The organism is Gillisia mitskevichiae (assembly GCF_003634585.1).
GTDB lineage: Bacteria > Bacteroidota > Bacteroidia > Flavobacteriales > Flavobacteriaceae > Gillisia > Gillisia mitskevichiae.
In genome coordinates, this window is record NZ_RBLG01000001.1 from 988,481 (window position 1) to 1,009,774 (window position 21,294).

Below are 21,294 nucleotides of genomic sequence, written 5' to 3' on the forward strand. Positions count from 1 at the left end.
CCTGACAAAAAATTCCCAACGTCATCCTGAATTCATTTCAGGATCTTAGCTTCGGGTTATTTTAATTCTATTATTTTAGAAAGGAACTTATTGTTTTTCAAGTGACTTCGACAAGTTCAGCCTGACAACAACTTAAAACGTCATCCTGAGCCTGTCGAAGGATCTCTTTGATAATGACAATAATCAAGATATTATCTTGGGTCGGAACGACAGTCGTAAGGATGTTTAAGTCGTCATTCTGAAAACATTTCAGGATCCTAGAATGTGGCTTTGGTAATCGCTTTATTGCTAAATGAGCGTATAATTTTATAATAGGCTTCGACAGGCTCAGCCTGACAACAACTTTAAAACGTCATCCTGAATTCATTTCAGGATTTTAATTCATTGCTATGATAATTCCAATATTTGCGAAAGGAACTTATTGTTTTATAATAGGCTTCGACAGGCTCAGCCTGACAGAAAATCCAAATGTCATCCTGAATTCATTTCAGGATCTTAATTCATGGCTATCTAAATTCCAGTTTTGCTAAAGGAACTTATTGTTTTCTAATCGGCTTCGACAGGCTCAGCCTGACAACAGCTTTAAAACGTCATCTTGAATTCATTTCAGGATCTTAATTCATGGCTATCCAAATTCCAGTTTTTGCGAAAGGAACTTATTGCTTTCCAATAGGCTTCGACAGGCTCAGCCTGACAGAAAATCCAAATGTCATCCTGAATTCATTTCAGGATCTTAATTCATGGCTATCTAAATTCCAGTTTTGCTAAAGGAACTTATTGTTTTCTAATCGGCTTCGACAGGCTCAGCCTGACAACAATTTTAAAACGTCATCTTGAGCCTATCGAAACAGCTAAATGAATTTTAATAATTTAAAAATATCATTCTGAATGAACTGAAAAATTTTAGTAATAAAAAAAAGCCCCATATTTCTATGGGACTTAGGTTTTGTGAAATAAGAAAGAATTAACTTCTCTGAGGTTTTGGAATAAATGCTGATGGAAAATCTCCTTTCACCTTCATAAGCGCACGATCTGCTTCTAAGCGGTTTCTAAAATTCCCGATCCAAACTTTATAGTTAGGTGTTTCGTAGATTATTTGTGAAGGCCATTCAGAATAAAGAGATCTAAATCTCTTGATTACATCACTCGCAGAATTATTATCGCCGTAATACAGTTGGATCTTATAACGTTCACCAAATTTTCCGTCTTTGGTCATCTCCGACTTCATTTCTAGTAAATTGGGGATGTTTGCATCTTGTTGAATGCTAACTTTTCCTGTTTGTGCTACTGCAATTTGTTGCATTCCGAATAGGAAAAGACATATAAAAAAACAATCTTTAATTTTTAATATTCTCATTATAAAAAGGTTTGATGTAAAAGTAAAATTAAATAACTGATTGAGGTGTGAATTTATTATTTAGAACTAATATAAATTACGTGTTAACACTTATGCAACATTTCCCAAATCGACTTTAAGTGTTACTTTTGTGCCTGAATTTAGGGGTGCGATACCTATTTTATTTAGTAACTATTTATTAATGTTAGTTATAAAATATCGTGCCAAACATAAGACGTTAATTCAACTTACAATATGAAAAAGGTGAAATTCCGCCATTCAACATCCAGATTACTACTATTATCAGTAGTGTTTCTGCTATCTTTTACCAATTTTAACTTTGCTCAAGAAGATCAAGCTGCGGCTGGAGATGAGCAGGCTATAGAGGCTGTTGCTTCAGAACCCGGTTCTGGAGACGCTGCAAATGGTAAAGCATTATTCAATTCACTTTGTGCTGCATGTCACAAGCCTTATTCAAAATCTATAGGGCCAGCTCTTAATGGAGTTACTGATAGACATTCTATAGAGTGGATAGAGTCTTGGATTAGTAACTCAGCTGAAATGATCGCGTCTGGAGATGCTAAGGCAGTTGCTATTTATGAAGAATACAATAAGACGGCAATGCCGGCTTTTCCGCAGTTAACTCAAGTGGAGATTGGAGATATTCTTGCTTATGTTGAGCAGCCAAAACCAACTCCTCCTGTTGTTGCAGGTGGTGGTGCTACAGATGGCGGCGCTTCAGGTGGTGGTGTTTCCAATAATGTTATTCTAATGATTTTGGCATTTGTTCTTGTAATGCTTCTTGTGGTATTATTCTTAGTGAATAAAACTCTTAGAAACTTTGCTACTGCAAGTGGAGTGGAACTTCCGGTTAAAGAAAAGAGAAAACCATTATATAGATCTTTCGTAGAAAACCAATTCTTAGTTTTAGTTACAGCAATTGTTGTATTGCTTGCTAGTGGATATATGGTTTATGGATTTTTTATGCAAGTTGGAGTAGATCAAGGTTATCAACCAATTCAGCCAATTCATTTCTCTCATAGAATTCATGCGGGAGATAATCAGGTAGAATGTAAGTATTGTCACTCTTCTGCTAGAACATCTAAGACTTCTGGGATTCCTTCTCTTAATGTTTGTATGAACTGTCATAAATCTATTGGTGAAGTTGCTGAAGCAACTGCAACAGAAGATTACACGAAAGAATTCTACGATAAAGAGATCAAGAAATTATATGAAGCAACTGGTTGGGATCCTGCAAATCAGGCCTACACTGGGGAGACTAAACCTGTTAAATGGGTTAGAATTCACAATTTACCAGATTTCGCATATTTCAATCACTCTCAGCACGTTTCTGTTGCGGGAATAGAATGTCAGAAATGTCATGGTCCAATTCAGGAAATGGAAGTTGTTTATCAAAATGCTCCATTAACTATGGGATGGTGTATTAACTGTCACCGAGAAACTAATGTGAAGATGGCTGGTAATGAGTACTACGAAAAGATTCACGAAGAGTTATCTAAAAAATACGGAGTAGAGGAATTGACTGCTGCTCAGTTAGGTGGTTTGGAATGTGGTAAATGCCACTATTAATAAAAAAGTCAGGCCTGAGTAATCGGGTAATTAATTAAGAAGTAATATCTAGATATATATGTCATCAAACAAGAAATACTGGAAAAGTGTTGAAGAGCTAAATGAAGATAGCTCTATTGTTGAGACGCTCCAACAAAAAGAGTTTGCAGAAGATATCCCTACCGATGAATTTTTAGGTGATAAGGATTCTTTAAGTAGTTCTTCTACAACTCGTCGTGATTTCCTTAAATATGTTGGTTTTAGTACGGCAGCTGCTTCTTTAGCAGCTTGTGAAGGTCCGGTTATTAAATCCATTCCTTATTTAGTGCAACCAGAAAGAATTGTGCCTGGAATAGCAAACTATTATGCAACTACGATTGCAGATGGTTTTGACTTCTCTAGTGTTCTGGTTAAAACTCGCGAAGGACGTCCAATTAAAATTGATAACAATACACTATCTGCTGGAAGAGCTGGTGCAAACGCGAGAGTGAATGCTTCTGTACTTTCATTATATGATAGTAAGAGAGTGAAAAGACCAATGGCTAATGGCCAAAATTTGTCTTGGGAAGATTTTGATAAGCAAGTTGGAGATGCATTGAAAGGAGTGACCGGAGAAGTTGTTCTTTTAACTCAATCTTTTGCGAGCCCATCTACTTCAAAATTAATTAATGAGTTTTCTGGTAAATTCGGGAATGCACGTCACGTTGTATATGATACAGTTTCTGATGATGCTGCGTTAACTGCTTACCAATCTAAATATGGATCTAGAGCCTTAGCTAACTATGACTTCTCTAAAGCTGGAACAATTGTTTCGGTTGGTGCAGATTTCTTGGGAGATTGGCAAGGTGGTGGATATGATGCTGGTTATGCAAAGACAAGAACTCCTGAAAAAGGAAAAATGTCTCGTCATATTCAGTTCGAATCTAATATGTCTTTATCTGGAGCAAATGCAGATAAGCGAGTTCCAGTTACTCCAGCACAACAACGTGCGGTTTTAGCTGCTTTATACGGATATGTTTCTGGAGCTTCTTCTAGCGGTAACCTTTCTAGTAAATTGGACGATGCAGTAGTAAAGGCTGCTTCGCAATTAAGAAAAGCAGGAAGTAAAGGGGTGGTTGTTTCTGGTCTTCCAGATGCAGATGCTCAAACATTAGTTTTAGAGATCAATGAGGCTTTAGGTAGCCAAGTGATGGATACTGCTAATCCAAAAATGACTCGTCAAGGAGATGCTGCTGCTGTTACCAAGTTGGTAGAAGATATGCAGAATGGAAGCATTGGTGCAATTTTAATTGCAGGGGTGAATCCAGCATATAGTTTGCCAAATTCAAAAGAATTTGTAAAAGCATTAAAAGATATTGAAGTTTCTGTGGCTTTCTCAATGAAAGAAGATGAAACTGCTAAATTGTGTAAATTCATCGCTGCTACTCCTCATTACTTAGAGAGTTGGGGTGATGTTCAATTCACAAAAAATAATTTCAGCTTGATGCAACCTACTATCAGACCTTTGTTTGATACTAGACAGTTTCAAGATTGTATTTTAAAGTGGACCGGATCTGATAAATCTTATTACGAGTATATCAAGGAAACTTGGAGCTCTTTAGGTACAGATGCTTGGAATACTGCATTGCATGATGGTGTTTTTGAAGGTACTGCTCCTGCTTCAGGCGCAACTTCTGCTCCAGAATTTGTAGGTGCTACAATCAATATAAGTAGTGCGGTTCGTAATTTAAGTGCTGCTTCAGAAGGTAAAGGTTTTCAATTAAGCCTTTATACAAAAACAGCTATGGGAGATGGGCAACAAGCCAATAACCCTTGGTTACAGGAAATGCCAGATCCTCTTACAAGAGCGTCTTGGGATAACTATTTAACAATGTCTAGAGAAGATGCAGATAAACTGGGTCTTATCAATGAGAATGTTGCAAATGGTGCCTTAAATGGTAGCTATGTAAACATTACTATGGATGGTGTGGAAGTGAAGAAGGTTCCTGTTCTTATTCAACCGGGTCAAGCAAAAGGATCTGTAGGTCTTGCTTTAGGTTATGGTAAGAAAGAAGCAATTCAAGAAGAAATGCAGGTAGGTGTAAATGCCTATCCTTTATATAAAGATTTTAGCTCTATTCAATATGTGAATATTGAGAAAGCTAGCGGAATTCATGAGTTTGCATGTGTTCAGTTGCAAAATACGCTTATGGGTCGTGGAGATATTATCAAGGAAACTACCTTGGAGATCTTTAACACGAAAGAAAAGAATGCATATAACAAAACTCCAGAAGTTTCTTTAAATCATGTTGAAACCATGGTTACTTCACCAGAGGTGGATCTTTGGGAGAGTTTTGATAGAGAGATAGGACATCACTTTAATCTTTCTATAGATTTAAATGCATGTACTGGATGTGGAGCTTGTGTAATTGCTTGTCATTCTGAAAATAACGTTCCTGTTGTTGGAAAAGAAGAGATAAGAAAATCTAGAGATATGCACTGGTTGCGTATAGATAGATACTATTCTTCTGAAGATAGTTTTTCTGAAGACATAGAAAAGAAAGAAGATATTTCTGGATTAGGTGAGTCATTGACTCAGTTAACAGAAATGGAAGCTCCGGCAGATAATCCTCAAGTGGTTTTCCAGCCGGTAATGTGTCAGCACTGTAACCATGCGCCATGTGAAACTGTATGTCCTGTTGCGGCAACATCACACGGTCGTCAGGGTCAGAACCAAATGATCTATAACAGATGTGTGGGTACAAGATATTGTGCTAACAACTGTCCTTATAAAGTGCGTCGTTTCAACTGGTTTAACTATACTAAAAACGATGAGTTTGACTACCATATGAATAATGACCTTGGTAGAATGGTATTGAATCCAGATGTTACTGTTCGTTCTAGAGGGGTTATGGAAAAATGTTCTATGTGTATTCAGAAAACACAAAAAACGATCCTTGATGCTAAACGTGATGGAAGAGTTATCGAAGATGGTGAATTCCATACAGCTTGTTCTGCAGCATGTGATAAAGGCGCTATGGTCTTTGGAGATGTGAATGACAAGTCAGCTAAGATCGTTAACAAGGTGGAAGATAAGAGAATGTATCACTTATTGGAATCTGTAGGAACTAAGCCAAATGTGATGTATCAAACTAAGGTTAGAAATACTTCAGAAGCTTAAAAATTAAAATTAGTAAAGAATCAATTATAAAAGGATATGTCTCATTACGAAGCACCTATTAGAAAGCCTTTAGTTACCGGGGATAAGACCTATCACGATGTAACCATAGATGTGGCTGCACCGGTTGAAGGTCGGGCGAATAAACACTGGTGGATAGTTTTTTCTATCTCACTTATCGCTTTTCTTTGGGGAGTAGGTTGTATAATTTATACCGTTTCTACTGGAATTGGAACTTGGGGATTAAACAAGACCGTTGGTTGGGCTTGGGATATTACCAACTTTGTTTGGTGGGTAGGAATTGGTCACGCAGGAACACTTATTTCTGCAGTATTATTACTGTTCCGTCAAAAATGGAGGATGGCAATTAACCGTTCTGCGGAAGCTATGACCATTTTCTCTGTTATGCAGGCGGGATTATTCCCAATTATACACATGGGGCGTCCATGGTTAGCATATTGGGTATTACCAATACCAAACCAATTTGGTTCGTTATGGGTGAACTTTAACTCTCCTTTACTTTGGGATGTATTTGCAATATCTACGTACCTATCTGTTTCCCTTGTATTCTGGTGGACAGGTTTGCTTCCAGATTTTGCAATGATTAGAGATAGAGCTATTACTCCATTTAATAAACGCATCTACGGAATTCTATCTTTTGGATGGAGCGGACGAGCAAAAGACTGGCAACGTTTTGAGGAAGTTTCCTTAGTACTTGCAGGTTTGGCAACTCCTTTAGTGCTTTCGGTACACACTATTGTATCCTTTGATTTTGCTACTTCGGTAATTCCGGGATGGCACACAACTATCTTCCCACCATATTTTGTTGCTGGGGCGGTATTCTCTGGATTTGCAATGGTGAACACACTTTTAATCATTATGAGAAAAGTGTCTAATCTTGAAGACTATATCACAATACAACATATTGAATTAATGAACATTGTAATTATGATTACAGGTTCTATCGTTGGATGTGCCTATATTACAGAGCTGTTTGTTGCTTGGTATTCTGGTGTAGAATACGAACAATATGCTTTCCTTAACAGAGCTACAGGACCTTATTGGTGGGCTTATTGGGCGATGATGACGTGTAACGTTTTCTCTCCACAATTCATGTGGTTCCCTAAATTAAGAAGAAGTATCATGTTCTCTTTCTTTATTTCTATTATAGTAAACATCGGGATGTGGTTTGAGCGTTTTGTAATTATTGTGACTTCATTGCACCGTGATTACTTACCATCTTCTTGGACAATGTTCTCTCCTACTTTTGTAGATATCGGTATCTTTATTGGAACCATAGGATTCTTCTTTGTATTATTCTTATTATATGCTCGTTCTTTCCCAGTGATCGCACAAGCAGAAGTAAAAACGATCTTGAAGTCTTCTGGAGCTATGTATAAGAAATTGCGTGCAGAGCATGGAGATCATGCAGATCATCGAAATGTTGCATTTATGGCAGAGCCAGCAGCAAATGAAGCTACTGGTTTGCACAATAAAGTGAATGACGATTTAGATAATGATATGCATGAAGAAACTGTTAATGCAGATGGACTAACAACTTCAGAATTTCAAAAAGATCAATTAGATCAAATGCTTTCAAGAATTGGAGTATACGATCCTGCAACTCAAACTGCAAACGATCTTACTAAATTAAAAGCTACTGGACCAATGTTACAGCAACGTTTGCACCAGGTAGGAATTTACACTTTTGCTCAAGTAAGTAGATTAGAATCTATAGATTTTGAATTATTGAATGAGCTTATCGAGAATTTCCCTTCGGAAACTATGAGAGAAGATTGGATTGCTCAGGCAATTAAACTTAATAATAACTAATTAGGATGGCATCAAAAGTAATACACGCTATTTATACCGATGATGATTTATTGCTACAAGCAGTAAAGCAAGTTCGTGACGCCCGTTACCACATCGCAGAGATTTATACACCATTTCCTGTTCATGGTCTAGATAAAGCAATGGGACTAGAACCAACTCGTTTGGCAATAGCTTCTTTTATTTATGGATTAATAGGAATGTCTGTAGCGATCCTAATGATGAATTTTATAATGATCTCAGACTGGCCTCAAGATATTGGTGGGAAACCAAGTTTTAGCTTTTTACAAAACTTACCTGCCTTTGTGCCTATTATATTTGAATTAACAGTGTTTTTTGCGGCTCACTTAATGGTAATTACTTTTTATATGAGAAGTAAATTATGGCCTTTTAAAGCTGCTGAAAATCCAGATGTAAGAACTACAGACGATCATTTCTTAATGGAAATTGATGCATCGAACCATAGTGTAGAAGAACTTTCTAAGTTTTTATACAATACTGGAGCTCTTGAAATTAAATTAATTGAAAATTAATTAGAAGAATGAAAAGTTTATTTCATAAATCAATAGTTTTATTCTTAGTTGTAGTCACAGCTACCTCTTGTTTTAATAAGGATAAGCCAAACTATCAATATTTTCCAGATATGTATGCGCCGGTTTCTTATGAAGCTTACGGGGAGTACGACGTTTTCGCCAATGGGCAGGAAGCTAAATTACCAGTAGAAGGTACTATTCCTCGTGGATGGTCTCCATACGCTTATGAAAACACTAATGAAGGATACGAGCAGGCTAAAGCGCAATTAAAAAATCCGCTTCCTTATTCTGAAAAAAATATTGCTGCAGGACAACAGTTGTACACTATTTACTGTGCAGTATGTCATGGAGATCAAGGGAATGGAAAAGGGATCTTAGTAGAACGCGAAAAAATATTAGGAGTACCGAGTTATGATGATGCGGGAAGAGCAATTACTGAAGGTAGTACATATCATGTAATGTATTACGGTTTAAACTCTATGGGATCTTACGCATCTCAAACAACTATAGAAGAACGTTGGCAAATAGATCACTATGTAATGAAATTGAAAGGAACCCTAGAAGGGAAGCCGGAAAGAGAATTTCAGAGTGATACGGCTTCTGTTAAAAAGAATCTAGTTCCTGCTATTAATGCTGATGCTACCGCTTTAGGTGCTAAGGCTAATGCCGGACAAGACGAAGAAAGTACAAACTAAAAATAACTGCACTTAGATATATTAATATGTACACGCTATCAAGTAGATTAAAATTAACCGCGATCATTTTTATGATCGTTGGAGCTATTGGCCTTGTTTATGGCTTTATTGCTGCCCCAGATACTATAGAAGATGTAAAGGAAATGATGGCTGCAGATGCACACCATGGTTCCGAAGAGGTTGCAGTTGTAGAAAACGATACTCATCTTGAAAACCCTGAGCATGCTGAAGAATCGCATGTTACTGCTGAAGGGCATGAAGGACAAGAAGCTCACGGCGAGGAAGCTAGTCATGGGGACGAGCATTATGAACACATATTGCACCAATTGCAGAATAAGCCTTGGGCTGCTGTATATATTGCTGCATTTTTCTTTTTTATGATCGCTCTTGGTACAATGGCATTTTATGCAATTCAACAAGCAGCGCAAGCGGGATGGTCTCCTGTCTTGTTTAGAGTAATGGAAGGAATTACGGCTTATTTATTACCAGGAAGTATCATTATGTTCGTACTTCTTGCGTTATCAGGATTCCATTTCAATCATTTATTTATTTGGATGGATCCGGAGGTTGTAGCTCACGATGAACTTATTCAGAATAAAACAGCATATTTAAATGTGCCATTTTTATTGATAAGAGCAGCTATCTATATTGCAGGATGGAACATCTTTAGATATTTAATGAGAAGAAATTCTTTAAGATTAGATGAAGCTACAGATGATAGATTACATAAAACAAACTTTAAACTTGCAGCTGGATTCTTGGTATTCTTTTTAGTTTCAGAATCTATGATGTCTTGGGATTGGATCATGAGTGTAGATCCGCACTGGTTTAGTACTTTATTTGGATGGTATGTATTTGCAAGTATGATAGTATCTGCGGTTACAATGATCGCATTGGTTACTATTTACCTTAAATCTAGAGGATTTTTAGAATATGTAAATGATTCTCATATCCATGATTTAGCAAAATTCATGTTTGGATTCAGTATTTTCTGGACGTATCTTTGGTTCTCACAATTTATGTTGATCTGGTATTCGAATATCCCAGAAGAAGTAACGTATTTTATAACAAGAATAGATGACTATACTTTACCGTTCTTTGGAATGGTTGTAATGAACTTCGTGTTCCCTGTATTGTTACTTATGAATAGTGATTATAAACGAATTAATTTGTTTGTAATTATGGCTGGAATTATCATTCTTTGTGGCCATTATATGGATATTTATGTAATGATCATGCCTTCTACAGTTGGAGAGTCATGGTTTATAGGAATCCCTGAGATTAGTGCTTTATTGATGTTTGCAGGATTGTTTGTGTTTATTGTATTTAGTGGACTTACAAAAGCTCCGTTATTACCGAAACGCAATCCGTTTATTAAGGAGAGTAAACATTTTCATTATTAATAAAAGATTGTTTAAAGAAGAAATAAAAAAATGACTGTATTTTTAATAATCATTGTAATAGCACTTTTTGCCGTAACTGTATGGCAAATGTCCAAGATATTTGATCTATCTCGAGACACTACTCATACAGATTCTTCACAAATTGCAAATGAAAAAGACAATAAAGTAAATGGGTATCTAATGCTCATGTTCGTGGTCTTTCTATATGTTATTTCTATTTACTGTTTCTGGCATTACAGTAAATTCTATTTGCCAGAAGCTTCATCTGAACACGGTAGTGAAGTAGATAACTTAATGTTTATCTCTATTGCACTTATTATGTTCGTGCAAGTGCTTACTCAAGGATTACTTCACTGGTTCGCTTATAAGTATCGTGGTGAAAAAGGTAAAAAAGCTTTGTTTTTTGCAGATAATGATAAACTAGAATTTATCTGGACTATTATTCCTGTTATTGTTTTAGCTGGTTTAATTATCTATGGTTTATTCACTTGGTCTGATATTATGAATATCAACGAAGAGGATGATCCTTTAGTAATAGAAATTTATGCTTATCAGTTTGACTGGAGAGCGAGATATTCTGGAGAAGATAATACTCTTGGAAAAGCGAACGTTCGTTTTATTCAAGGGGTGAATCAACTTGGGGTAGACGAAAGTGATTCTTACGGGAATGACGATGTAATTATAAATGAATTGCATTTACCTGTTGGAAGACCTGTATTATTCAAGTTTAGATCTCAAGATGTTTTACACTCTGCATTTTTCCCTCACTTTAGAGCGCAAATGAATGTGGTTCCAGGTATGATCACTCAGTTCGGTTTTACTCCAACGATCACTTCTGAAGACATTAGAGCAAGTGAATACATGGTAGAAAAAGTTGCAAGAATTAATGAGATCAGAAAAGAGAAGTCTAAAGAATTAATGGCAGCTGGAGAAGTGCCTTTAGATTCTTATGAATTTGATTATTACTTGCTATGTAACAAGATTTGTGGTCAAGGTCACTATAATATGCAAATGAAGATAGTTGTTGAAAGCGAAGAGGATTATAATGCTTGGATGAAAGAACAACAAACCTTTGGTGAAACCATGGCGGCACAAAAAGAAACGAAGGAAGATGTTCCTGTAGAGTTGGAAGAAGCTCCTATGGAAACAGAAGAGGTAGCAGTAGTTGAAAAAAAGAACAATTAAAAGTAAAGATTAAGAGATATGTCAGCAGTAGGACACGCAACGGTAGCTCACGCACATGATGACCATGGTCATGACCATCATCATAAGCAAACCTTTATAACAAAATATATTTTTAGTACAGATCATAAGATGATTGCTAAGCAATATCTTATTACTGGACTGTTAATGGGTATCATTGGGATCGCAATGTCGGTTCTATTTAGAATGCAGTTAGCATGGCCAGAACAATCTTTCTGGATCTTCGAAGCATTATTAGGTAAATGGGCTCCAGGAGGAGTTATGACACCTGAAATTTATTTAGCTTTAGTTACTATTCACGGTACCATTATGGTATTCTTTGTACTTACAGCAGGTTTAAGTGGTACATTTAGTAACCTCTTAATTCCATTGCAAATTGGTGCAAGAGATATGGCATCTGGTTTTTTGAACATGGTCTCTTACTGGTTATTCTTTTTATCTAGTGTAGTGATGTTAAGTTCTTTATTTGTTGAGGCTGGACCAGCATCTGCAGGATGGACAATTTATCCTCCTCTAAGTGCCTTACCTCAAGCAATTGGTGGATCTGGTATGGGGATGACACTTTGGTTGTCTTCTATGGCTATTTTCATTGCGTCTTCTTTAATGGGATCTTTGAATTACATAGTAACTGTGATAAACCTTAGAACTGTTGGTATGTCTATGACTAGATTACCTCTTACAATATGGGCGTTCTTTGTAACTGCTATTATTGGTGTGGTTTCTTTCCCAGTTTTACTTTCAGCAGCATTATTGCTTATCATGGATAGAAGTTTTGGAACTTCCTTCTTCTTAAGTGATATCTTTATTCAAGGAGAAGTTTTAAGTCATCAAGGTGGTTCTCCTGTATTATTCGAACACTTATTCTGGTTCTTAGGACACCCGGAAGTATATATTGTAATCTTACCTGCAATGGGTCTGGTTTCAGAAATTATGGCAACCAACTCTCGTAAACCAATTTTTGGATACAGAGCGATGATTGCTTCTATCTTGGCAATTGCATTTTTATCTACAATTGTTTGGGGTCACCACATGTTTATCTCAGGGATGAATCCATTCTTAGGATCTGTGTTTACCTTTACAACATTGTTAATTGCAATTCCATCTGCAGTAAAAGCATTTAACTGGATTACGACTCTTTGGAAAGGGAATCTACAAATGAATCCAGCCATGTTATTTTCTATTGGTTTCGTTTCTACCTTTATCACTGGTGGTTTAACTGGAATCATATTAGGAGATAGTACGCTAGATATTAACGTTCACGATACGTATTTTGTAATTGCTCACTTCCACTTGGTAATGGGTATCTCTGCACTTTATGGATTGTTAGCTGGGGTTTACCACTGGTTCCCTAAGATGTTTGGAAGAATGATGAATAAGAACCTTGGTTTTGTTCACTTCTGGGTAACGGCAATTGGAGCATACGGAGTTTTCTTTCCAATGCACTTTATTGGAATGGCTGGATTACCAAGAAGATACTACACGAACACAGCGTTCCCGTATTTCGATGATCTTGCAGATGTAAATGTGGTTATTACTGTATTTGCAATTATTACTGCAGCAGTACAAATAGTATTCTTATGGAACTTCTTTAGCTCTATTTTCTTCGGAAAGAAAGCTACAATGAATCCTTGGAATGCAACTACTTTAGAATGGACTGCTCCAGTAGAGCATATCCACGGAAACTGGTACGGAGAAATTCCATCAGTATACAGATGGCCTTACGATTATAGTAAGACAAATGAAGATGGAGAATATCCAATTCCAGGACAAGATTTTGTTCCACAAAACATTCCACTTCAGGAAGGTGAAGAGGAAATGAATCATTAAAGATTCAATAAAATATAAACTAAAAGCCTTTTCATTTGAAGAGGCTTTTTTCTTTTATCTTTGTTTGCATCAGCTTTGCTGAAACTATCAACAATAGAATTTCATTTATCTCATGAACGAGCATCTAGACCCAACCGGTGAGAATTTTTCTTCAGAAGAATTAGATATAGACAGAGCATTACGTCCTCTCAGTTTCGACGATTTTGCCGGGCAGGATCAAGTACTGGAGAACCTTAAGATCTTTGTTGAAGCAGCCAATCAACGTGGGGAAGCTTTAGATCACACCTTATTCCACGGTCCTCCGGGACTTGGTAAGACCACTTTAGCGCATATTCTTGCCAATGAGCTGCAAGTTGGTATAAAAGTGACCTCGGGTCCTGTTATAGACAAACCAGGAGATCTTGCAGGATTGCTTACCAATCTTGAAGAGCGAGATGTGCTTTTTATAGATGAGATCCATAGATTAAGTCCGATTGTTGAAGAATATCTTTATTCTGCAATGGAAGATTACAAGATAGATATCATGATCGAGACCGGGCCAAATGCCCGTACTGTGCAGATCAACTTAAATCCATTTACACTTATTGGTGCTACTACTCGTTCTGGACTGCTTACTTCCCCAATGAGAGCAAGGTTTGGAATCTCTAGCCGACTACAATATTATACTACAGAATTACTTTCAACCATTCTTCAGCGTAGTGCAGATATTCTAAATGTGCCTTTGTCCTTGGACGCAGCTATTGAGATTGCTGGACGTAGTAGAGGGACACCTCGTATTGCAAATGCTTTATTGCGCAGAGTTCGGGATTTTGCACAGATAAAAGGAAATGGTAAGATAGACATGGAGATCGCAAAATATAGTCTTAAGGCTTTAAACGTAGATGCTCATGGCTTAGATGAAATGGATAATAAGATATTAACCACCATCATAGACAAGTTCAAAGGCGGGCCAGTAGGTATTTCTACATTAGCCACTGCAGTAAGTGAAAATGCAGAAACTATTGAAGAAGTATATGAGCCATTTTTAATCCAACAAGGATTTATTTTTAGAACTCCAAGAGGTCGCGAAGTAACCGAAGCAGCTTACAAACACTTAGGAAGAATTAAAGGTTCTACTCAAGGCGGACTTTTTTAGAATTGAATTTTCGATGTCAGGCTGAGCGCAGTCGAAGCCTATTATAAATTTGTTCTTAACTTAATAGGTGTTATGTATTGCTATTCAGTATATATTTTAAGATGCAACGATAATTCTTACTATACTGGAATAACTAATAACATGGAGAGAAGACTATCTGAGCATGATGATGGATTGAATTCTAAATGTTATACATTCAAACGACGGCCATTAAAATTAGTTTTTGAAAAAGAGTTTGGAAATGTTTTACAAGCAATTAGTTTTGAAAAGAGATTAAAAGGTTGGTCTAAGGCGAAAAAGGATGCTTTAATTAAAAATGAATTCGAAAGATTGCAAGTTCTTTCCGAGTGTAGGAACGCTACACATTTCAAGTTTAAGCCAGATTAATTTAATTCATCTTAATGAAGACACTTCGACTGCGCTCAGTGTGACATTAATAAATAATTTTCAAATAATGAAGTCTAAAATACCCCAAGTTTCATTTCTAAAATTTTTAAAGCATGCCTCAAATATCTTAAAAAACCCGCTACCCTTTCATCATAATAATTTTGAAGAGCATGGAGATACCTTCAGATTAATTATTGGTCCAGGGAAATCTGTGGTCTTTTCAAGAGATGCTTATTTAGCTGAATATGTACTTCAAAAAAATCAGAAGAATTATACAAAATCCCCTATCCAGACCAAAGATCTTGTAAAATATGTAGGTCGAGGCTTATTAACATCCGAAGGGGAACATTGGAAAAAGCAACGAAAGTTAATTCAGCCTGCATTCCATAAAAAGCAACTCACTTTGTTGCTAGATAGTATTCATAAAGCAATCATTACCGAACTAAATAAAATTGAAACCGATACCGAAATAGATATTTTTCCGGTATTTAATGATCTAGCTTTCCAAACGGTAGTGAAGTCTTTATTCAGCAGTGCTGTGGGAGATAAAGATATTGCCCGATTGCAATATATTACGGAAGCTGCTCAAAAAATGCTGGTGAAAGAACTTCGTCAGCCGTTTTTAAGTCTGTGGTTTAAATATGGAGGAGAAATTAAAAAGCATACCGATCTAACGGATGAAGCCCGCGTAATTCTTAAGAAACTGGTAGATCAAAGAAAAGAAAGTGGTATTCGAGAAAATGACCTTTTAGATATGCTACTTGATGCTAGGTATGAAGATGGAAACGAAATGGACGAAGAACAACTAATAGATGAGATCTTGATCCTTTTCACCGCTGGTCATGAAACAACTTCTAATGCTCTCACTTTTGCAGCCGAACTACTTGCAAGAGATCCAGAGTCTCAACAAAAGATCTTTGCGGAAGTTGTAAAAGCAAAACAGGAAACAGATTCCTTAATGGCATTTATTCAAGCTTGTAGTTATACAAAAAAGGTGATAGAAGAAACTATGAGGTTGTATCCGCCTGCTTATTTTATAGACCGAGTTAATCTTGAAGCCGATTCTTTTGAAGGTATGGAGATCCCGAAAGGTTCTAATCTATTGTTTTCATTTTATGAGATCCATAAACATAAAGCACATTGGAAAGATCCAGAAAAATTTGATCCCGAAAGATTTTCAAATTCAGACCCTTATTTACACACGCCATTTTATGCCCCTTTTGGAGCAGGGCCAAGAAAATGCATTGGGAATAATTTTGCGATGTTCGAAATGATATTGGCGGTTGCGGAATTAATCGAGAAATATAAGATCGCTCCAAAAACAACTCCAATAGAAATTCTCCCGTTGATCACCTTGAAGCCTAAAAACGCAATTTTAAGGTTTCAAAAGAGATAGTAATAATGTTGCAGAAAGCTAAATATTCTGAATTGATAAAATCTGAAGCTAAACGCCTCGGATTTATGTCTTGTGGCATTTCCAAAGCTGAATTTTTGGAGGAGGAAGCCCCGCGTTTAGAAAAATGGTTGAAACTGAATATGCATGGAGAAATGAGCTATATGGAGAATCATTTCGATAAACGTTTGGATCCTACCAAATTAGTGTCTGGATCTAAAAGCGTGATCTCTTTACTGCTAAATTATTATCCCTCAGAGTTTCAAAGAGAAGATACTTTTAAAATAAGCAAATATGCTTATGGCACAGATTATCATTTTGTGATCAAGGATAAGCTCAAACAGCTTCTTCAATTTATTCAGCAAGAAATAGGAGAAGTAGATGGGCGTGCATTTGTAGATTCGGCTCCGGTTTTAGATAAAGCTTGGGCTGCGAAAAGTGGATTAGGCTGGATAGGTAAAAATTCCAATCTACTTACCAAACAGGTTGGCTCTTTCTATTTTATAGCAGAGCTTATTGTAGATCTGGAATTGGAATATGATCTGCCGGTTACAGATCATTGCGGAAGTTGTACTGCCTGCATAGATGCTTGCCCAACCCAGGCAATCGTAGAGCCTTATAAAGTAGATGGCAGCAAATGCATTTCCTACTTCACCATAGAATTGAAGAATGAGTTACCAAACTCTTATAAAGATCAGTTCGATGATTGGATGTTTGGTTGTGATATTTGCCAAGATGTATGTCCCTGGAATAAGTTCTCAAAATCCCATAACGAACCCTTATTCGATCCAAATCCACAAGTTTTGACTAATGATAGAAAAGATTGGGAAGAGCTTACCAAAGAGACTTTCAATGAAATTTTCAAGAAATCGGCTGTTAAACGAACCAAATTTGAAGGTTTAAAACGAAATATAGATTTTTTAAAGTGATTATAAAATTACGGTTTTCAGGAAATAAGTGGAGATAGATTCACCGTTTTGATTTTTAGCAGCCTCCGAAACTTTCATGGTATTTAAAAATGTTGAAAGTTTTTTGATGATTTTTTCACTCTTGCAAACCACCAAGGAATTGGAAACCTTTCCATTTGGTTCTATTTGAAAATAGATTTTAATTTTCATTTCATCTTTTCGTTCTCTTGATAATGATTTAGAAGTTTCTAAAAAATTAAGAATACGTCTAATTACAAGATCTTCAAAACATGATTCATTTCCACTGGAATTACATTCTTTAAAAGAAGGAGGAGTGGCGGCATCTCTAAAAGCAATATTTGGACCTTCGGTTTCCGTTGGGCGCCCTGAATATTCTGAGAATCCCTCAGTTTCGTTTATCATAGTTCTTTTAAAACTAATTGGAGTCACGTAACGCATATCCACTGCTAATCCTTTAAGAGTAGCTGGTGATTGGATTTTTAATTTTCTTAATAATTTATAAGACTCTTTTTCTAAGGTTTTATTTGTTGTTCTAATCTTAATATCCTTGATCTCCCCAGAAGCCGAGATTACAAATTGTGCATATGCCTTAGCAGAAGTGTGTTTTACAAGGTTTACAATATCAATATTTTGCTCGATATAATTTTTTAAGTCTTCCTGAAAGCAGTCTATGCTTGGTTCTTCACAATCTTCTATAATTGGTAAGCTGTCTACATCTTGAGAGTTATATACCTTAGTCTGAGCATTAAGAGCTAGATTTGCTATGAGTACGAACATAAAAGAAAATGTAAAGGCTTTCATAATTGATGCTTTAAATGGCAATATATAAGCTAAAGATTAATTCTTGTGAACTTAGATAAGTTTTTTATTAATTAAAATAATTTTCCTGAAGCAAGATTAGCTTGTTACATTTGTGCTTCCGCCCAAAAAAATAAGATTATGAGTAAGGATAGTAAAAGGAGAGAGGCTTTAGTTTATCATGCTAAACCAAAACCAGGGAAAATTGAAGTTGTGCCAACTAAGAAATATTCAACACAAAGGGATCTTTCCTTAGCATATTCCCCAGGAGTGGCCATTCCTTGTTTAGAAATAGAAAAAGATAAAGAAAACGCTTATAAATATACTGCTAAAGGGAACTTAGTTGCCGTAATTACAAATGGTACCGCAGTTCTTGGTTTAGGAGATATAGGGGCTTTAGCGTCAAAACCTGTTATGGAAGGTAAAGGTTTGCTTTTTAAGATCTTTGCAGATATAGATGTGTTTGATATAGAGGTAGATACCAAAGATATTGAATCCTTTATTCAGACGGTGAAAAATATTGCTCCCACCTTTGGAGGAATCAATTTAGAAGATATTAAAGCTCCTGAAGCTTTTGAAATCGAGCGTAGATTAAAAGAAGAGCTTGATATTCCAGTAATGCATGACGATCAGCATGGAACGGCAATTATCTCTGCTGCTGCCTTACTTAATGCTTTAGAGATTTCTAAAAAGAAAATAGAAAAGGTTAAAATAGTGATAAGTGGAGCAGGAGCTGCTGCAGTTTCATGTACTAAACTTTATAAGGCTTTTGGAGCAAAAGCAGAGAATATTGTAATGTTGGATAGCAAAGGAGTTATTCGTGCAGATAGACCTAACCTGTCTCTAGAGAAACTTGAATTTGCAACCAAAAGAAAAATAGACACGCTGAAAGAAGCGATGAAAGATGCCGATGTTTTTCTAGGTCTTTCAATCGCAAATATTGTAGATGTGCCAATGCTGAAGAGTATGGCAAAAAGGCCAATCGTCTTCGCAATGGCTAACCCCGATCCGGAAATTGAATATAATCTTGCCGTTTCCGCACGTAAGGATATCATTATGGCAACTGGAAGAAGTGATCATCCTAATCAGGTTAATAATGTACTCGGATTCCCTTATATTTTTAGAGGGGCTTTAGATGTTCGAGCTACTAAAATTAATGAAGCTATGAAAATGGCTGCCGTAAAAGCCCTGGCTGAGATGGCTAAAGAACCAGTACCAGAACAGGTAAATATTGCATATGGAGAAACTAAATTAAATTTTGGTCCAGAATATATAATTCCAAAACCTTTTGATCCAAGATTAATATCGAAAGTTCCACCGGCGGTTGCAAAAGCGGCGATGGAAAGTGGTGTAGCCAAAAGCCCTATCCTCGACTGGGAACGCTACGAAGAAGAATTGCTGAATAGAATGGGGAACGATAACAAGATCTCCCGTTTATTAATGAATCGAGCAAAAATGAACCCTAAAAGGGTGGTTTTTGCTGAAGCAGATCAGTTGGATGTTCTAAAAGCAGCACAGATCACTCAAGAAGAAGGAATTGCTATTCCAATTCTTTTAGGCAGAAAAGATGTGATTATTGAATTGATGAATGAAATAGATTTTGATGAAGATCTTGTTACGATCATCGATCCAAAATCTGACGATGAGAAAGTTCGTAGAGAAGCTTATGCAGATGTCTACTGGAAATCGCGATATAGAAATGGAGTAACGAAATACGATGCGCAAAATCTACTACGAGAGCGAAATTATTTTGCTGCAATGATGGTGAACGTAGGGGATGCAGATGCTCTTTTATCTGGTTATTCTAGAGCTTATCCTACGGTGGTAAAACCAATGTTGGAGTTAATTGGAATGGCAAAAGGAGTAGATAGAATTGCAGCTACTAACCTAATGAATACCTCTAGAGGACCGCTTTTTATTAGCGATACCTCAATCAATATAGATCCATCTGCAAAAGATTTGGCTAAAATAGCAATGATGACTGCTAAAACGGTGAAATTATTTGGAATGGAGCCAGTAGTGGCGATGATCTCTTATGCCAATTTTGGATCCTCTAAAAATGAACGCGCTAGAAAAGTGAAAGAGGCAGTTGCCATTTTACATAGATCAAATCCAGAACTGATAGTAGATGGTGAGATCCAGACAGATTTTGCTTTGAACAAAGAGATGCTTCAAAGTAAATTCCCTTTTTCCAAATTAGTAGGTAAGAAAGTAAATACCTTGATTTATCCTAATTTAGAATCGGCAAATGGCACTTACAAATTATTGAAAGAAATGAATAATGCCGACTCAATTGGACCAATTATGATGGGAATGAGAAAGCCTGTTCATATTTTACAGTTAGGAGCAAGCGTAGAAGAAATAGTAAATATGGCTGCCGTGGCCGTAGTTGATGCTCAGGAAAAGGAAAGAAAGGAAAAATCTTCAAAATAGCGCTGTTTTCGGGTGTTTTAAAGACTTGGAGCTCTGTAATATTTTAGTACATTTGAATACTAATATTTTTACAATTCATGATTCATCACCTTCGAGGGCAATTAATAGAAAAAAATCCTACGCACGTTGTAGTTGAATGCAATGGCGTAGGTTATTTTTTACATATCTCTCTACATACCTTTGCATTATTGAGAAATGCTTCTGAAGCCATTAGCATTTTCACACACTTACAAGTAAAAGAAGATTCCCAAACTCTATTTGGATTTATGGAGAAATCTGAACGAGAATTGTTTAGGTTGCTTATCTCTGTTTCTGGTATTGGTGCTAGCATTGCACGTACCATGTTATCTTCTTTAGATCCCAAACAAATTATGGATGCTATTGCTTCTGGGGATGTTTCAACGATCCAAAGCATTAAGGGTATTGGAGCAAAAACAGCTCAACGAGTGATTTTGGATCTTAAAGACAAGGTTTTAAAGGTCTTTGGAGAAGGGGAGATTTTCGTGTCTCAGAGCAATACAAATAAAGAAGAAGCGTTATCTGCCTTAGAGACTCTGGGTTTTGCGAGAAAATCTGCCGAAAAGGTGGTAGACCGTATTATGAAAGAGGCTACAGAAGACCCTACCGTAGAAACTATAATAAAATTAGCATTAAAGAATTTATAAA

Annotated in this window: 16 protein-coding genes; 14 read left to right on the forward strand and 2 right to left on the reverse strand. The window is 36.4% G+C overall.

Annotated elements, in window-relative coordinates; translation table 11 throughout:
• Positions 1-964: 964 nt before the first annotated feature.
• Positions 965-1,357, reverse strand: a complete 393-nt coding sequence (locus BC962_RS04455; RefSeq protein ID WP_121344675.1) for an SPOR domain-containing protein — start codon at positions 1,355-1,357, stop codon at positions 965-967.
• Between the two features lie 234 nt (positions 1,358-1,591).
• Here BC962_RS04455 and BC962_RS04460 point away from each other — a divergent pair, with 234 nt between their 5' ends.
• From BC962_RS04460 to queG, 12 genes are all read left to right on the forward strand, one after another.
• The gene (locus tag BC962_RS04460) at positions 1,592-2,926 is read left to right on the forward strand and encodes a c-type cytochrome (RefSeq protein WP_121344676.1); all 1,335 of its coding nucleotides are present in this window, start codon (positions 1,592-1,594) and stop codon (positions 2,924-2,926) included.
• A 58-nt stretch (positions 2,927-2,984) separates the two neighbouring features.
• Positions 2,985-6,065, forward strand: a complete 3,081-nt coding sequence (locus tag BC962_RS04465) for a TAT-variant-translocated molybdopterin oxidoreductase (protein WP_121344677.1) — start codon at positions 2,985-2,987, stop codon at positions 6,063-6,065.
• Between the two features lie 36 nt (positions 6,066-6,101).
• On the forward strand, positions 6,102-7,895 hold the full coding sequence (gene nrfD, locus BC962_RS04470; RefSeq protein WP_121344678.1) for an NrfD/PsrC family molybdoenzyme membrane anchor subunit: 1,794 nt from the start codon (positions 6,102-6,104) through the stop codon (positions 7,893-7,895).
• 5 nt (positions 7,896-7,900) lie between these two features.
• Positions 7,901-8,425: a DUF3341 domain-containing protein gene (locus BC962_RS04475; protein ID WP_121344679.1), complete on the forward strand. Its 525-nt coding sequence runs from the start codon at positions 7,901-7,903 to the stop codon at positions 8,423-8,425.
• 8 nt (positions 8,426-8,433) lie between these two features.
• Positions 8,434-9,120, forward strand: a complete 687-nt coding sequence (locus BC962_RS04480; RefSeq protein WP_121344680.1) for a c-type cytochrome — start codon at positions 8,434-8,436, stop codon at positions 9,118-9,120.
• Positions 9,121-9,146: 26 nt separating this feature from the next.
• Positions 9,147-10,523, forward strand: a complete 1,377-nt coding sequence (locus BC962_RS04485; protein ID WP_121344681.1) for a quinol:cytochrome C oxidoreductase — start codon at positions 9,147-9,149, stop codon at positions 10,521-10,523.
• A gap of 30 nt (positions 10,524-10,553) precedes the next feature.
• Complete coding sequence (locus BC962_RS04490; protein WP_121344682.1) at positions 10,554-11,708, forward strand: cytochrome c oxidase subunit II; 1,155 nt, start codon at positions 10,554-10,556, stop codon at positions 11,706-11,708.
• An 18-nt stretch (positions 11,709-11,726) separates the two neighbouring features.
• Positions 11,727-13,553 (forward strand): cytochrome c oxidase subunit I, encoded by a 1,827-nt coding sequence (locus BC962_RS04495; RefSeq protein WP_121344683.1) that lies wholly within the window; start codon positions 11,727-11,729, stop codon positions 13,551-13,553.
• Positions 13,554-13,665: 112 nt separating this feature from the next.
• Positions 13,666-14,688: a Holliday junction branch migration DNA helicase RuvB gene (gene ruvB, locus BC962_RS04500; RefSeq protein WP_121344684.1), complete on the forward strand. Its 1,023-nt coding sequence runs from the start codon at positions 13,666-13,668 to the stop codon at positions 14,686-14,688.
• A 72-nt stretch (positions 14,689-14,760) separates the two neighbouring features.
• On the forward strand, positions 14,761-15,075 hold the full coding sequence (locus BC962_RS04505) for a GIY-YIG nuclease family protein (RefSeq protein WP_121344685.1): 315 nt from the start codon (positions 14,761-14,763) through the stop codon (positions 15,073-15,075).
• Between the two features lie 67 nt (positions 15,076-15,142).
• Positions 15,143-16,471: a cytochrome P450 gene (locus tag BC962_RS04510; RefSeq protein ID WP_121344686.1), complete on the forward strand. Its 1,329-nt coding sequence runs from the start codon at positions 15,143-15,145 to the stop codon at positions 16,469-16,471.
• A gap of 5 nt (positions 16,472-16,476) precedes the next feature.
• Entirely contained in the window at positions 16,477-17,397 is a 921-nt protein-coding gene (gene queG / locus BC962_RS04515; protein ID WP_121344687.1) for a tRNA epoxyqueuosine(34) reductase QueG, read from the forward strand.
• On the opposite strand, the gene BC962_RS04520 is transcribed toward queG, so the two are convergent.
• Complete coding sequence (locus BC962_RS04520) at positions 17,398-18,198, reverse strand: energy transducer TonB (protein ID WP_121344688.1); 801 nt, start codon at positions 18,196-18,198, stop codon at positions 17,398-17,400.
• Between the two features lie 138 nt (positions 18,199-18,336).
• Between BC962_RS04520 and BC962_RS04525 the strand changes: the two genes are divergently transcribed.
• Together BC962_RS04525 and ruvA are read left to right on the forward strand one after the other, a co-directional pair.
• Positions 18,337-20,628 carry an NADP-dependent malic enzyme gene (locus BC962_RS04525; protein WP_121344689.1) on the forward strand — a complete coding sequence of 764 codons (2,292 nt, stop codon included), beginning with the start codon at positions 18,337-18,339 and terminating at the stop codon, positions 20,626-20,628.
• A gap of 77 nt (positions 20,629-20,705) precedes the next feature.
• The gene (ruvA, locus tag BC962_RS04530) at positions 20,706-21,293 is read left to right on the forward strand and encodes a Holliday junction branch migration protein RuvA (protein ID WP_121344690.1); all 588 of its coding nucleotides are present in this window, start codon (positions 20,706-20,708) and stop codon (positions 21,291-21,293) included.
• Position 21,294 lies beyond the last annotated feature (1 nt).

What these genes read in the sequence shown, in the direction of transcription:
- BC962_RS04455 (WP_121344675.1), bottom strand. Translation starts at nt 1,357, where the DNA reads ATGAGAATATTAAAAATTAAAGATTGTTTTTTTATATGTCTTTTCCTA.
- BC962_RS04460 (WP_121344676.1), top strand. Translation starts at nt 1,592, where the DNA reads ATGAAAAAGGTGAAATTCCGCCATTCAACATCCAGATTACTACTATTA.
- BC962_RS04465 (WP_121344677.1), top strand. Translation starts at nt 2,985, where the DNA reads ATGTCATCAAACAAGAAATACTGGAAAAGTGTTGAAGAGCTAAATGAA.
- nrfD (WP_121344678.1), top strand. Translation starts at nt 6,102, where the DNA reads ATGTCTCATTACGAAGCACCTATTAGAAAGCCTTTAGTTACCGGGGAT.
- BC962_RS04475 (WP_121344679.1), top strand. Translation starts at nt 7,901, where the DNA reads ATGGCATCAAAAGTAATACACGCTATTTATACCGATGATGATTTATTG.
- BC962_RS04480 (WP_121344680.1), top strand. Translation starts at nt 8,434, where the DNA reads ATGAAAAGTTTATTTCATAAATCAATAGTTTTATTCTTAGTTGTAGTC.
- BC962_RS04485 (WP_121344681.1), top strand. Translation starts at nt 9,147, where the DNA reads ATGTACACGCTATCAAGTAGATTAAAATTAACCGCGATCATTTTTATG.
- BC962_RS04490 (WP_121344682.1), top strand. Translation starts at nt 10,554, where the DNA reads ATGACTGTATTTTTAATAATCATTGTAATAGCACTTTTTGCCGTAACT.
- BC962_RS04495 (WP_121344683.1), top strand. Translation starts at nt 11,727, where the DNA reads ATGTCAGCAGTAGGACACGCAACGGTAGCTCACGCACATGATGACCAT.
- ruvB (WP_121344684.1), top strand. Translation starts at nt 13,666, where the DNA reads ATGAACGAGCATCTAGACCCAACCGGTGAGAATTTTTCTTCAGAAGAA.
- BC962_RS04505 (WP_121344685.1), top strand. Translation starts at nt 14,761, where the DNA reads ATGTATTGCTATTCAGTATATATTTTAAGATGCAACGATAATTCTTAC.
- BC962_RS04510 (WP_121344686.1), top strand. Translation starts at nt 15,143, where the DNA reads ATGAAGTCTAAAATACCCCAAGTTTCATTTCTAAAATTTTTAAAGCAT.
- queG (WP_121344687.1), top strand. Translation starts at nt 16,477, where the DNA reads ATGTTGCAGAAAGCTAAATATTCTGAATTGATAAAATCTGAAGCTAAA.
- BC962_RS04520 (WP_121344688.1), bottom strand. Translation starts at nt 18,198, where the DNA reads ATGAAAGCCTTTACATTTTCTTTTATGTTCGTACTCATAGCAAATCTA.
- BC962_RS04525 (WP_121344689.1), top strand. Translation starts at nt 18,337, where the DNA reads ATGAGTAAGGATAGTAAAAGGAGAGAGGCTTTAGTTTATCATGCTAAA.
- ruvA (WP_121344690.1), top strand. Translation starts at nt 20,706, where the DNA reads ATGATTCATCACCTTCGAGGGCAATTAATAGAAAAAAATCCTACGCAC.